Source organism: Agrobacterium rosae (assembly GCF_002915175.1).
GTDB lineage: Bacteria > Pseudomonadota > Alphaproteobacteria > Rhizobiales > Rhizobiaceae > Agrobacterium > Agrobacterium rosae.
On sequence record NZ_NXEJ01000016.1, the window covers coordinates 1 to 12,702 of the forward strand.

14 protein-coding genes are annotated in these 12,702 nt (G+C 55.7%); 10 read left to right on the forward strand and 4 right to left on the reverse strand.

Annotation, left to right across the window (positions count from 1 at the left end):
- From CPJ18_RS25985 to CPJ18_RS26000, 4 genes are all read left to right on the forward strand, one after another.
- Positions 1-721 (forward strand): HEPN domain-containing protein (locus tag CPJ18_RS25985; RefSeq protein ID WP_103660447.1); only part of this gene is annotated, 721 nt, incomplete at its 5' end.
- Between the two features lie 215 nt (positions 722-936).
- Positions 937-1,338 carry a MarR family winged helix-turn-helix transcriptional regulator gene (locus tag CPJ18_RS25990; RefSeq protein WP_103660448.1) on the forward strand — a complete coding sequence of 134 codons (402 nt, stop codon included), beginning with the start codon at positions 937-939 and terminating at the stop codon, positions 1,336-1,338.
- A 90-nt stretch (positions 1,339-1,428) separates the two neighbouring features.
- Positions 1,429-2,724, forward strand: a complete 1,296-nt coding sequence (locus CPJ18_RS25995; RefSeq protein ID WP_103660449.1) for an MFS transporter — start codon at positions 1,429-1,431, stop codon at positions 2,722-2,724.
- 287 nt (positions 2,725-3,011) lie between these two features.
- A complete protein-coding gene (locus tag CPJ18_RS26000) occupies positions 3,012-3,320 on the forward strand; it encodes a hypothetical protein (protein WP_103660450.1) in 309 nt (102 codons plus the stop codon).
- Between the two features lie 329 nt (positions 3,321-3,649).
- Here CPJ18_RS26000 and CPJ18_RS26005 read toward each other — a convergent pair whose 3' ends face one another.
- Entirely contained in the window at positions 3,650-4,090 is a 441-nt protein-coding gene (locus tag CPJ18_RS26005; protein WP_077105495.1) for a winged helix-turn-helix transcriptional regulator, read from the reverse strand.
- 107 nt (positions 4,091-4,197) lie between these two features.
- Between CPJ18_RS26005 and CPJ18_RS26010 the strand changes: the two genes are divergently transcribed.
- On the forward strand, positions 4,198-5,409 hold the full coding sequence (locus CPJ18_RS26010; protein ID WP_103660451.1) for an MFS transporter: 1,212 nt from the start codon (positions 4,198-4,200) through the stop codon (positions 5,407-5,409).
- A 155-nt stretch (positions 5,410-5,564) separates the two neighbouring features.
- The gene (locus CPJ18_RS26015; protein WP_083716467.1) at positions 5,565-5,909 is read left to right on the forward strand and encodes an HNH endonuclease; all 345 of its coding nucleotides are present in this window, start codon (positions 5,565-5,567) and stop codon (positions 5,907-5,909) included.
- A gap of 77 nt (positions 5,910-5,986) precedes the next feature.
- Here the strand turns inward: CPJ18_RS26015 and CPJ18_RS26020 are convergent, their stop codons facing one another.
- On the reverse strand, positions 5,987-6,751 hold the full coding sequence (locus CPJ18_RS26020; protein WP_103660462.1) for an AraC family transcriptional regulator: 765 nt from the start codon (positions 6,749-6,751) through the stop codon (positions 5,987-5,989).
- Between the two features lie 90 nt (positions 6,752-6,841).
- On the opposite strand from CPJ18_RS26020, the gene CPJ18_RS26025 reads away from it, so the two are divergent.
- Positions 6,842-7,759 carry an NADP-dependent oxidoreductase gene (locus CPJ18_RS26025; protein WP_103660452.1) on the forward strand — a complete coding sequence of 306 codons (918 nt, stop codon included), beginning with the start codon at positions 6,842-6,844 and terminating at the stop codon, positions 7,757-7,759.
- 123 nt (positions 7,760-7,882) lie between these two features.
- On the opposite strand, the gene CPJ18_RS26030 is transcribed toward CPJ18_RS26025, so the two are convergent.
- The gene (locus tag CPJ18_RS26030; protein ID WP_103588157.1) at positions 7,883-8,305 is read right to left on the reverse strand and encodes a hypothetical protein; all 423 of its coding nucleotides are present in this window, start codon (positions 8,303-8,305) and stop codon (positions 7,883-7,885) included.
- A 366-nt stretch (positions 8,306-8,671) separates the two neighbouring features.
- Here CPJ18_RS26030 and CPJ18_RS26035 point away from each other — a divergent pair, with 366 nt between their 5' ends.
- Entirely contained in the window at positions 8,672-9,919 is a 1,248-nt protein-coding gene (locus tag CPJ18_RS26035) for a M24 family metallopeptidase (RefSeq protein WP_103660453.1), read from the forward strand.
- 145 nt (positions 9,920-10,064) lie between these two features.
- The gene (locus tag CPJ18_RS26040) at positions 10,065-10,352 is read left to right on the forward strand and encodes a GXWXG domain-containing protein (RefSeq protein ID WP_103660454.1); all 288 of its coding nucleotides are present in this window, start codon (positions 10,065-10,067) and stop codon (positions 10,350-10,352) included.
- Here CPJ18_RS26040 and CPJ18_RS26045 read toward each other — a convergent pair whose 3' ends face one another.
- On the reverse strand, positions 10,353-11,378 hold the full coding sequence (locus CPJ18_RS26045) for a LacI family DNA-binding transcriptional regulator (RefSeq protein WP_103660463.1): 1,026 nt from the start codon (positions 11,376-11,378) through the stop codon (positions 10,353-10,355).
- Positions 11,379-11,651: 273 nt separating this feature from the next.
- On the opposite strand from CPJ18_RS26045, the gene CPJ18_RS26050 reads away from it, so the two are divergent.
- On the forward strand, positions 11,652-12,698 hold the full coding sequence (locus CPJ18_RS26050) for an ABC transporter substrate-binding protein (RefSeq protein ID WP_077105489.1): 1,047 nt from the start codon (positions 11,652-11,654) through the stop codon (positions 12,696-12,698).
- Positions 12,699-12,702: the final 4 nt, after the last annotated feature.

A 12,702-nucleotide genomic window follows, 5' to 3' on the forward strand; every position in this document is an offset into this window, starting at 1 on the left:
CGTCAACAATCGCAAGCTGACCGACTTTGCCGAATACTGGTACAAGGCAGCCGACCGGTTGATCCGCGATAGCTTTATCGAAACGCCGACCCAGTTCATCGTTCACTCACGTCGTGAGGTGAACACGCAGCTGAAGGAAGGTCAATACTTCTTTTCGGACATCCGCAAGGAAGGCATCGTCCTTTACGAGCTGGATGACGAGCCATTGGCTGAGCCGAAGCCGCTCACTGCGGAAGAGCGGTTGAGGGTTGCTCGGGAGCATTTTGAGGAACGGCTCCCTAATTCTCGCCGATCACTGAAGACTGCAATGTTTCAGCTTTCAAATTCCGAGGCTGACGTTAAGTGGCGAAAAGACGCCGCGTTTGCGTTACATCAAGCACTTGAGCAGGCTTATTCTTGTGTCTTGTTGACTGTGACCAACTATGGTCCGCCGTCGCATAACATCAAGTTTTTGCGCTCGCTCGCTGAGGAGCAGGACCTCCGCTTGGTGGAGGCGTTTCCGCGTGATCAACATCGGGAACGGGCCTGGTTTAACACGATCAACGAAGCCTATGTAAAGGCTCGGTATTCCAAACATTTCGAGATCAGCGAGGAAGCGCTCGTCTGGCTCGGTGAACGAACAGCGCATCTTCTCGAATTGGTCAAACACGTTTGCGAAGAGCATCTGCTAAAGCTTGAAGAGGATGCGCATGGAAGAGCCTCTCACGCAGATGGACGATAATGCTGGTTGAACTGTCTCCCAAAGACAGGCTGCGAGCGGCAAGACGGATTTTGTTTTCGAGCGACGATGATGTCATGGTCTGCAGCTTTTGCGGCCAAAGCAGAAATCACGGCGGAGACATCCGTACCATGCTTGCTTCACGCGCCGCGGCCTGATCAAATCGTGGGTGGACACCCGCTTGCTTAAACACAAGTCCGGGTATATACCCGTGAACCATGTCGAACGATACGTGCCACTGCATCCTGTTGCGCAAGGCGACCCGGAAGGTCTCGTCCTATTATGACGAGGCGCTGGCTCCGCTGGGCGTCAATATCGGCCAGTTCAGCCTGCTCAGAAACATCCGTAGGATGGAGCCGGTATCGCTGACCGATCTGGCGCATAAGGTGGAACTTGACCGCTCAACCGTCGGCCGCAATGCCAAGGTTCTGGAACGGTTGGAGTTGATCGCTATCGGACACGGGGAAGACCAGCGCGAGGCAGTGCTGATGATCGCAGAGAAAGGTCGCGAGATACTGGATAAGGGTGCTCCCCTCTGGGATGGCGTGCAGGACGACATAGAGGCCCGCCTCGGGCGCGAGAAGGCGCGGCAACTTCAGGAACTCCTCGCAGAACTCTGATTTTTTGAAACGGATACGGGTTTCCACACGCAAATGCGGGTAGCTACCCTTAATATCACTGTATCACAGCGGCATACGCAGGGATCACCAATGATATCGACAGGCGTTGCCGGCTGGATGGCGGCGAGAAAACTTCATTACGGATGGGTCGTCGCCGCGACCACCTTCCTGACCATGCTGGCAACCGCCGGGGCCATGGGCTCGGCCGGCGTGATGATCCAGCCGCTTCATCAGGAATTCGGCTGGGATATCGCCGACATCTCCACCGCCATGGCCGTGCGCCTTGTCCTGTTCGGGCTGCTCGGACCATTCGCCGCCGCCTTCATGAACCATTTCGGCATCCGTCAGGTCGTCTCCACCGCGCTCGGTATGATCGTGTTCGGCATCGTCGCCTCCTTTTTCATGACTGAAGTCTGGCAGTTGCTGCTGCTCTGGGGTGTCGTCATCGGTGTCGGCACTGGGATGACCGCTCTGGTGCTCGGTGCCACCGTGGCCACCCGCTGGTTTTCGAAACGCCGCGGCCTCGTCATCGGCCTGATGACGGCTAGCAATGCCACGGGCCAGCTGGTGTTCCTACCGCTTCTGGCAGCACTCACTGAAGCATACGGCTGGCGCACGGCGCTGACCATGACGGTTGCCGTGCTGGCCATCGCCTTCACACTCGTGCTGCTGCTGATGCGCGACCACCCCGCCGATGTCGGCCTGCCTGCCTATGGCGAAACCACCATATCCAAGCCGCCAAAGCATGATCATAAGCTCCTGACCACGCTCGGATCCCCACTCGTTACCCTGAAGAGCGTTTCTGGAAGTCCGGTCTTCTGGGTCCTTTTCGGTAACTTTTTTATCTGCGGCCTCTCCACCAATGGGCTGATCCAGACGCACTGGATCTCCATCTGCGGCGATTTCGGCATGGCCGCCGTCACCGCCGCTGGCACGCTTGCCGTCATTGGCATCTTCGATTTCGTCGGCACGATCTTTGCCGGCTGGCTCTCAGACCGATACGACAACCGCATCCTGCTTTTCTGGTTTTACGGACTACGTGGCCTGTCGCTGATCTACCTGTCATTCTCCGGCTTCAGCACCATAGAGTTGTCCGTCTTCGCCATCTTCTACGGCCTCGACTGGGTGGCGACAGTCCCGCCGACAGTCAAACTCGCAGCGGAAAACTTCGGACGCGAAAAGGCCGGCCTCATCTTCGGCTGGGTGTTTGCCGGCCACCAGTTCGGTGCGGCGACCGCGGCCTTCGGTGCAGGCTGGTTCAAGAGCGATTACGACACCTACATGCCGGCCCTGCAGATTGCAGGCGTCATGTGCTTGCTCGCCGCTGTCGCCGTCATGCTGCTGAAAAAGCCAGGCGCTGCCGCGATGGCTCCACAGGCCGCCTGATCTGGTTCCGCTGGAAATAGAAGAAGTCCGTGCGGGGCGGGCTTCTTCTTGTCATTCGAACCGGCAGCAGTTCGTTAAGCCGCGCGTCGGTTCTGCCAGGTAGTGGGGAGGTTTCGGTAACGACAGGTGGATCGGCCAGCGTTCGCTGGATGACGACAGCCGTAGAAATTACGTGTATCGGTTGTGTGGTGATGCTGTTGGATCACAGAGAAAATCAAAGCGCTAATTTTGGTACTTTTTGTTCCGCCGAGACTTGAAAAGTCGGATGCGTGCGGCATTTTTCAACCATGAGCCTGACGACAGATTTCATTGGTGACCTTGTTCGAGATGCCAATCGCATCGACCGTCTCGATGCGTTTCAAAAGCGTCGGATGTTGGAGCGTGCCGTCGCAACGATCAAGGATTTGCGCGAAGCGGTCGGTATTCCAAACGGCCCCGGCCGTGATGTCGTGCTTGATATTCACACGACCGCATTATCCGTCGAGCGAGGATGGCGCGATGACAGCCAGGTTCGAGACACATTTCTTCTCGCTGCTGGCATGATCAGGGACCTGTACATCGTTCTGGATAGTGGGACGACGGTGTCCCTGGTCTGAGATAGTCCGGTTTGTTGCGTTTATGACTCAGACACCAGGTTCCTGTCATCTCATACCTCATCGTCGTCTTGCGCCACTATGCCGGTTCGCAGGAAATTCAAGTTGCAGCGACTGAAAACCTACCGGGTGTTGTACTGCCATCCATGTCGGTTCTCGGTCGGACCGACTTCATCCCTGACCGGCGGGAAGGCGTGCCGTTCGGATTTCACCGGGTCTTTGCGCGACTGGTTGCGGCAAACGCGGGATCGGTTGGTGTGGAGGGGCATCCCCAACTGCTTTGCGCCAATTGTGTACGCTTGCGTGAGAGCAACCCACCGACCTTCAGATGCTCAGATTGTCACCCGCGTTTCGTTCCAATTAAGGGGTCGACCATCCGCGGATCGGATAACAAGCCGTGCGATTGGCATACCGGTCTCTTGATCCACCAGTGATGAACGTTCTTCGCCGTCGGCGAACAAGAAATCTTCGCCCCACTGCCGGAGTGCAACGATGACTGGGAACAGCCCGCGTCCCTTTGCGGTAAGGACATATTCCCGGTAGGCAGTTCCATCCGATGCTGGTGCGGTCTCAAAAATTCCGCGGCTTACCAGCTCACGAAGCCGAGTGGTCAATACGCCCCTGCTGATGCCGAGCCCGTTCTGGAACTCACCGAACCGGCGCTTGCCATCGAAAGCATCGCGGATGATCAGGAGCGACCACCAGTCTCCGATTGCATCGAGAGAACGCGCCACCGGACAACCGGAATTCCACAGGCTCACACGTTTCACCATCAGTCACATCCTCCGTCCTTCAGAAACTGGTTCTATTTTAGAACTAGAAGTGCGGTGAGCCAAGTGGTCTGGGAGTGGACCGAAAACACGATCACAAGGGCCGCCAAATGGAAAAGAAAACAAACAATGCTGCGCCAGGAGTGGAGGTGGAGGGATTGTCGGGAGTGCAGACCCTGATCGTTGCCGCCGCAGCCGGTCTGAGTGTCGCGAACATCTACTACGCACAGCCTTTGCTTGACCTGATGGCGCATGATCTTGGAATACCGGCAGCCACTGTCGGCCTCATCGTGATGGTGACGCAGGTCGGTTACTGCTTGGGGTTGATCTTCATCGTCCCGATTTGCGATCTCATCGACCGTCGTAAGCTCATCATTGCTCAGGGATTGTTGTTGGGGATCGCTCTCGTGACTGTCGGGACGGCAGGAACGAGCGCGATGTTGCTGACAGGCATGGGTGCGGTCGGCTTGTCGGCTGTTCTCGTACAGACACTTGTTGCTCAGGCAGCGGCTTTAGCCACTCCTGCCCAGCGGGGTAGGGTCGTCGGCATGGTTACCAGCGGAATCGTAACAGGCATTCTTGCCGCTCGATCATTTTCAGGAGCGATTGCAGATATCGGCGGATGGCGGGCGGTGTATTTGATCTCTGCCTCTATTGCACTTGTGATGGTCATCGTTCTCATGTCGATGCTGCCGCGCCAATATGCGAAACAGAACATGGAGACCTATACCCATGCTTTACTCTCTATTCCAACGATGTTTCTCCGGGAGCGGAGCTTGCTGTATCGAGGCGTGCTTGCACTTTTGATTTTTGCTGCCTTCAGCACCTTCTGGACTGCGCTTGTCCTTCCGCTCAGCGCCCCACCATTTTCCTATTCACATACGAGGATAGGCCTGTTTGGACTGGTTGGACTGGCGGGAGCGATTGCCGCAACATGCGCTGGAAGACTTGCGGACAGGGGGCACGGTCGATGGACAACAGGGTTTTCTCTGGCGATCCTGCTGTCATCCTGGGGACTTATCGCTCTCCTTCCGGTTTCGATGATGCTGCTGCTTGTAGGCGTCGTCTTGATGGACCTGGCGGTACAGGCAGTCCACGTCACTAATCTCAGCGCCATCGTGGCTTTCAACCCGCAAAAAAGCGGCCGGTTGATCGGAGGCTACATGGTCTTTTACTCGGTTGGCAGCGCCGTCGGCGCTATTGCCGCCACGACGATCTACTCAAGGTTCGGCTGGATGGGGATTTCTCTCGTCGGGGCCGCGTTCAGTGCAATTGCGCTGGCATTATGGATCAAAAGCGAGATATCGGAGAGGACCAATTAAGCACCACGCTTCATCCAGTACAATCGTCAATGACGGGTTTGGGCCATAAGAAGCGATGCGGTTCTGACTGGTTCGTGCTACTGGCGTCCGCGTGTTGACAGTAGCACCGATCCTCGGGAACAGCATCCGGGGTCTACATTAGGAAAGATGAAGCGTTGGCCCGCAAGAATAGAGATGAGTTGGCTTCATGGGACGAGCCTAAGCCAGAGCCCGTGTTCTGTCAGATGTGCGAGCGCGTCATCCCGGATGATCAGAGGGACGAGCATCATCTCGTTCCCAAGAGTAAGGGTGGAAAGAAAACCGTCTGCCTGCACCGTATCTGTCACGACCAGATACATTCGATCTTCACCGATGCCCAACTCGCCAAGAAGTTTTCCACGATCGAGGCCATCTTGGAAGATCCTGCGGTGCAGACATTTGTCAACTGGGTCAGGAACAAGCCTTCGGGTTTTTCAGATACTGCAAAGGAATCACGGCAGTCATTCCGTCGAGGCCGCTAACTCTAACAGGCGAGTTTCTCGGTTAAAAGCGAATGCGGCCATGGGGGCAACGCGTTTAAAAAAACGGATATTGACATTTACAACAGGTGCTTTTGATGTCGAGGTTCGCCTATGAAAGCGCCGGGTGTTGTCGCGGTCACCTGCCTGAACGCACAGGAAAACGCGGCGGTGCTTGAGAAGCCTGCGTCGCTCGCCACTTCGGCGATTGCCTTGCCCAGGGCAAGCTGCTCCATGGCTTTTACGATCCGCGCCCGTTGCCTCCAGGCTTTGAGCGTCATTCCGGTCTCCATCGGAAACAGACGGCTTGCTGTCCGAACCGAGGTTGCGGCTCGCGATGCCAACTCGTTCAAATCCATGCGATTGCGATGATCGCCAAGAGCGATCTCAGCTACCCGCTTTGCGACAGCGTTGCTGGGGATTGGAAGGTAGGTGGGTGCATCTGACACTGCGCTCAATTCAAGGAGTATCAGCCTCACGACAAGTTCTGCTTTAACCGACGACGCATCGTCTTCGACGGCCGCGGCAAGCAGTGACTGGAGTAACGGTGTGACCTTGGATGCGAAGGCGCGATCCGGGAAATTTGGAGGAGCCCAGGTTGCGATTGCAGTTGGTTGCCACTGCACCATCCAAAGCTCGGCATCAGTTATGATATCCAGGCGATGGGGAACACCTGCCGGAATCCATGCCGCAAGCTGAGGAGGCACGAGCCAGACACCTTCGTCTGTATGAAGCTGGATCATACCAGACGCAGCATAGGTGAGTTGCGCTTCATCATGACTATGTAACGGCAGGGCTGAACCGCTTGGTTTGATCATGCGATGGACATTGAAAGGTGGGTGCATCTGGAATGGCCTGTCTGCGATGCCGATTGGCATCACATCGAGAAACTACGCCTTTATTAGAGAGTAGGTCAATATTTAGGAGACGTGAAGATGAGAGCCGCTATTATCCGGGAGTACGGGTCCAATGATGTGGTGGAGATCGCTGAGGTCGATCGGCCCCAGCCAGGGGTTGGTGAGGTCTTGGTGAAGGTTCACGCGGCAGGCGTGAACCCGATTGACTGGAAAATTCGTGGGGGCATGGGCCAGCGCATGGGAATGACCCTGCCGATCCACCTCGGAAGCGAATTTGTCGGCACGATTGAAAAGCTTGGTGTTGGCGTCGACAACTTCCAGCAGGGTGATACCATCTTCGGTATGGTACACACCGGTGCCTTTGCAGACTATGCGGTTGCCAAAGCAATCAATGTCGTGCGTACGCCTGATAATATCGACGTCATTCATGCAGCGGCCCTCCCACTTGCAGGCTCCACTGCGTGGCAGGCGCTTTTCGATGAAGCAGGACTTTCCGCCGGACAACGTCTTCTCATCACAAACAGTTCGGGCGGGGTCGGTTCTCTTGGCGTTCAGTTCGCCAAGGCCTGCGGGGCGCATGTCACAGCGGTAGCGTCGGGTCGCAACGAAGACTTCGTTCGGGCTCTCGGTGCCGACGAGTTCATCGACTATACAACCCGACCCTTTGAAGACGCGGCACGCGAGGTCGATATCGTCCTCGACACAATGGGAGGAGAGACATTTCAACGGGCTTTCGAGACACTCAGGAAGGGCGGTTTCATGGTTACGGTCGTAGCCTTCCCCAACGACGAAGCAGAGCGCTATGGGGTCAGCGTAAAGCGATCGTTCACCGTTCCGAACGCGCGTAATCTGGTCTCGATCGCTGAACTGGTCGAGGCTGGCAAAGTGGTAGCACACGTCGATACGGTTCTGCCGTTGGCAGAGATCAGGCAGGCACTTACGCTATCTCAGGCTGGTCGCGCCCGTGGCAAGATCGTTCTCACCCCAGCAGATTAGCTCCACCCATTCTTCAGGCCTTTCCTTACCCTGATCACGGTTTGTGGCAAAATAGACGGCGAACGGCGGTGCAACGGCTGGGTGGCTCTCAAGCAATCACAATTCAACCTGCTTGAGATGCTTTCAGATAGATTTATCGAACACTTCTGCCTCAGTTTGAGAAGTGAAAGTGAATGTGATCCGTTCACTGTCATCGTTCTGGCGAATGCCAACTGCAGTCACAATCAAGCGAGCAATCTCATCCTGTGCATCACTGCCTGATCGCGACGAGTTCACCGTTTTCTCGATGGCTTGTGCGAAGACTTCGCTGATGACACCAAGACGCATATTGTGTCTCATGATGATATCCCGGTCCTCGATGATCGCCGTCTGTTCGGCTTTCGTGATTCCGGCATTGTCCATTGCCGTTATCGTAGCGTTTGTCGCGAGCCTGATCGGACCCTCGTTAAGCCAGCGATCCACCATCTGATGGAACTGGCGCATACGCGCAGCGGGAATTATTTTCTCTACGGTGAAAGACATCTGCGTTCCTTTGTCGGCTTCCATGCGTGCTTTACACACCCCCAAAGAAAAGGGACAGGCTATCGCAACATTAAAAATTTGATCGAGCAAGGTGTATGGAGGTGGGCGACAAGGCCCTGAATATTGAAGGGGCACATATATCCGGTAAATATTGGCATAGAGTTGCACTGAGGCATCGGCCTCCGAAATCTCTCGTTGACAGTGTTCGTCGCGCCGTAACAGGCGCGTTCAGTTCCTTGATAGTGGTGGTCTCCAGCTCGAGCACGGCAGCAATGCTTTTAATATCAAATGCGTTCTGCAAATTCAGACGGTGTTTGGACGTGTCTTCTCTCGCTAGCGTGTCGTCAAAAGCTCCGCTAAGTCGTAAGTGTTAAAATGCAAGGGGCAGCTATGGGCGATGTCGACAGAAAGCATGCGGAACGATTGATGCAGAAGGCTGGGTTAGATGCACTCGCTCTGTTTCAACCCGAGGCCTTTCGATACGTGGTCGGCGCATCAGCCGGTGTGGCGACGATGTGGGGCAGGGCTGGGGGAGCCGTCGCACTCGTGCCAGCCGATGCATCTGCGCGCCTGGGAGCTGTTGTCAGCGACCATGCTGCGGGTTATATCGTTGAGAAGGTACCCGCTGTTGACCTTCGTATTCACCGCATCTGGATCGACACGGTCGATATGGCTGGTGCCGAAGCGGTTGCCGATATCGATGCCCTTTATAATAGCAGCGGTGTAACAGGACCAAGGCCGGAGACTTTCGACCGTGTAGCAAGTTTCAATCTGCTTTTTGATCTGTTGAAAGAGCGCAACCTTGCCGGCGGCAGAATCGGTGTCGATCTCGAATTCATGCCAGCCGCTGACTTTGAAGCGTTGAAGCGGGCGGTGCCGAAGGTTCAGTGGGTGGATGGTTCAGAGGTTTTGCGCCGATTGCGGGCCGTCAAGACGCCAGTCGAAATCGAACGATTGCGCAAGGCTGCAACTGCTGCGGAGGGCGGCCTTGCACGAATGGTTCAGAACATTCGGCCCGGCGCTTACTTATCCGAACTCTCCGCGGAGTGGAAGATCGGCGCGCAAGACGCAGCGAAAGCAAACGGGTTTTCTTTAAGCGGACACTGGGATTTCATTTCGGTTGGTCCAAACTTGTCGGATATGTCGGCCGTAGTCGCACCGGGCGTCCTGATCAAGGCCGACGTCGGCACACTGGTCGATGGATATTCGTCTGACAGCGCGCGGACCTTCTCATATGGTCCACCATCCCGGCTGGCTCAGGACATCTTCAAAGCGCTGGAAGCTGCGTTTGCCGCAGGCCTAGAAGAGATCAAGCCAGGCAATAACTTCGGCGCGGTCCATCAAGCCATGCTGTCTTCCATGCACCGTGATGGTTTTGGCGAATATTATCGCGGTCATTTCGGCCACTCGGTTGGTGGGAGCGTTGGGATAGAGGAGTGGCCGTTCTTTTCTGCAGGAAATCCGGAAGTCATCGAGCCCAATATGGTTGTGGCGCTCGAAGCCCCTTTTTATGGACAGAATTTTGGAGCGCTTATGGTTGAGGACCAATTTCTTGTTACCTCAACAGGATTGGATTGCATGAACAGCATGCCACGTGGATTGCGGGACGTCGCGGGTGACACGCAGAACCAATCGTAACGAACTCAAAAAAAACACCGGACCTACAGTCGACCAAACTTTTTCGCCGTCCAGTATCAGCCTGTCAGCAATCCTCATTTGGTGCCACTCGTCCTGATATATATAATATATAAAAAGCGAGTTTCGGAAAAACAATTGCAAAGGTTTGAAAATTCTATCCACCCGCGGCGCGTCGCCGGAGAAAATCCTTCAGGCCATCGATGCGCTTCTAGCCGCAGATCTCGATTTCATAAACGGGCGCTGGCGCGGTTTTGAAATTCTCACCGGTCATGGGCTCGATGGGCTTCAGCGCGGACGCCGCTCAGTAATCCAGTCCCGGATCTGGTACCTGTGCGAACTCTTCAATGAAGCGGCGAAGCGTCCGCGGGTCTCCCAGGCGCAACTGCGTGGATTGAGACATGAACGCGTAAGAGGCTCATCCATGTTGATGTAATTACATTTGCTCAGAAGCGATAAATATTGGTGGGATCTCTATAAGCGATCCCATCGTCATGCCTTTGTCTATAACGTCGAAGACGGCATCCAACATCCCTTGAACATCTTGCCGAACCATCTCGATCTCGTCCCCCAGCAAGGCGGCAAAGGGGTCCCAGTCGAAACAGCCGATGATCGGTGTGCGGTCCTTGTAGTACCCTGATCGCTTGATCCAGCGCATAACGCCTTCCAGTGAAATCGTTGAGTTCACGAACATTCCAACAGGTAGCGGATCACCGGAGCGTGCAAGTGCTTGAAGGGAACTCTCGGCCTTCTCCGGGGCGTAACCGGATGCAAGAATATGAGTGTCGTCGACTGGAATGCCGATATCGTGGTGAGCCGCGCGAAAACCGCGAACGCGCTCCGTGGTATTGTGGTCACTGCCGCGACCGCCGATGAAGAGGAGGGGTTGGGCTGAGCCCAGCTTGCGTTTGCTATTGGCGAGAATTCGCCGGGTCAGTTCGTATGCTCCACCGAAGTTGTCGGAAATGATCGATGGTGCCTTGCTGCCGGGAAGGTCGAGATTGACACTCCGCGCGCCTGCCTGATTGCAAAGATCGCTGATGCGGTCGGGGTCAGTTGCTCCCGTCGAGACCAGCCATTCGACCTGATACGACAAAAGGGTTTGGGCCGCTTCGATCTCAAGCGCAGGATCGCGCCGTGTGCAGGTGATGATTGGAAACAGGCCGCGCTCTCGCGCCATCGTCTCAAACGTTTCAACAATGGATCCAAAATAGCGATTGTCGTATTTTGGCACGATCATGCCGATGATATGCGACTTCTCTCGACGCAGCAGGCTGGCCTGCATGTTCACCGCATAGCCCTGTTCCTTCGCGATCTGCGTGATCTTCTCGGCCAGACTGCTGCTGATCCTGCGTTTCTTCCAGGTACCATTGAGCACAGCGCTGACTGCACTGGCGGACGTCTGCGCAAGTGTGGCCAAATCGTAGATTGTGGTCTTTTTCGTCGGTTTGTCCTGATTCACACATTCCTCCACTTCCAAACATAGCCTTGACATCAATCCGGTAAAGGAGCAATCTGCTTCATCGATTGAGCAAAGCTGCGCAATCGATGTTATTGGTTGACTGTGGAGGGTCGGCCGGGAGGCATCCGAGTTGGTTTCCAGTTTATTTTTGCGCCGGGATACACCCGACAGCAATTGATCGACAGTTCTGCTGCTTGCGGCATAAACGGAAGAAGCTTGGAGAAACCGGACCGCGTCTCTCGGTAACAATTTTGAATTCAAGAGGAGGAGACTATGAGACTTCGTTCAATGATGTTGGTGTCAGCTGCTGCTGGTGCAATGTTTGCGGGATCGGCTTCCGCGCAGGAGGCGGCTACCGTCGCGTTCCTAATGCCCGATCAGGCTTCGACACGATATGAAAACCACGACTATCCGGGCTTCAAAGCCGAAATGGCAAAGCTCTGCGCAAAGTGCACGCTGATCTATCAGAATGCCAATGGCGATGCAGCACTTCAGCAGCAGCAGTTTAACTCCGTGATCGCCCAGGGCGCGAAGGTGATTGTGCTCGACCCCGTCGATTCCGCAGCCGCCGCGGCACTCGTCGAAATCGCCCAGTCCCAGGAGGTCAAGGTGATTGCCTATGACCGTCCCATCCCTGCAAAGCCAGCTGACTACTATGTTTCGTTCGACAATCAGGGGATAGGCCAAGCAATTGCCAAGTCTCTCGTCGCGCATCTAAAGGCGAGCGGTGTTCCCGCTGGGGCAGGCGTTCTCCAGATCAACGGTTCACCCACGGATGCGGCCGCTGGCCTGATCCGCGATGGCGTGCATCTCGGCCTGAAGGATTCGGGCTACAAAACGCTGGCCGAATTCGACACGCCCGAATGGGCTCCGCCTAAAGCTCAGGAATGGGCTGCGGGCCAGATCACCCGCTTCGGTGCCGACATCAAGGGCGTGGTTGCAGCCAATGACGGCACGGGCGGCGGCGCGATTGCCGCCTTCAAGGCCGCTGGCGTCAATCCGGTTCCGCCTGTGACAGGTAATGACGCGACCATCGCGGCGTTGCAACTGGTCATTTCCGGTGACCAATACAACACGATCTCCAAGCCTTCGGAAATCGTTGCGGCTGCAGCGGCCAAAGTGGCGGTCCAGTTCCTGAAAGGCGAGAAGCCTGAGGCCAAGACCTCTCTTTACGATACACCCTCCGAGCTATTCGTCCCCGCTGTTGTCACGGCGGAAAACATAAAGGCGGAAATCTTCGACAAGAAGATTCAGACCGTCCAGGAAGTTTGCACCGGCGAATACGCCGCTGGCTGCAAGAAGCTTGGCATCACGCAGTAATCGT

What these genes read in the sequence shown, in the direction of transcription:
- CPJ18_RS26000 (WP_103660450.1), top strand. Translation starts at nt 3,012, where the DNA reads ATGAGCCTGACGACAGATTTCATTGGTGACCTTGTTCGAGATGCCAAT.
- CPJ18_RS26005 (WP_077105495.1), bottom strand. Translation starts at nt 4,090, where the DNA reads ATGGTGAAACGTGTGAGCCTGTGGAATTCCGGTTGTCCGGTGGCGCGT.
- CPJ18_RS26020 (WP_103660462.1), bottom strand. Translation starts at nt 6,751, where the DNA reads ATGCACCCACCTTTCAATGTCCATCGCATGATCAAACCAAGCGGTTCA.
- CPJ18_RS26050 (WP_077105489.1), top strand. Translation starts at nt 11,652, where the DNA reads ATGAGACTTCGTTCAATGATGTTGGTGTCAGCTGCTGCTGGTGCAATG.
- CPJ18_RS26010 (WP_103660451.1), top strand. Translation starts at nt 4,198, where the DNA reads ATGGAAAAGAAAACAAACAATGCTGCGCCAGGAGTGGAGGTGGAGGGA.
- CPJ18_RS26030 (WP_103588157.1), bottom strand. Translation starts at nt 8,305, where the DNA reads ATGGAAGCCGACAAAGGAACGCAGATGTCTTTCACCGTAGAGAAAATA.
- CPJ18_RS26035 (WP_103660453.1), top strand. Translation starts at nt 8,672, where the DNA reads ATGGGCGATGTCGACAGAAAGCATGCGGAACGATTGATGCAGAAGGCT.
- CPJ18_RS25995 (WP_103660449.1), top strand. Translation starts at nt 1,429, where the DNA reads ATGATATCGACAGGCGTTGCCGGCTGGATGGCGGCGAGAAAACTTCAT.
- CPJ18_RS26025 (WP_103660452.1), top strand. Translation starts at nt 6,842, where the DNA reads ATGAGAGCCGCTATTATCCGGGAGTACGGGTCCAATGATGTGGTGGAG.
- CPJ18_RS25990 (WP_103660448.1), top strand. Translation starts at nt 937, where the DNA reads ATGTCGAACGATACGTGCCACTGCATCCTGTTGCGCAAGGCGACCCGG.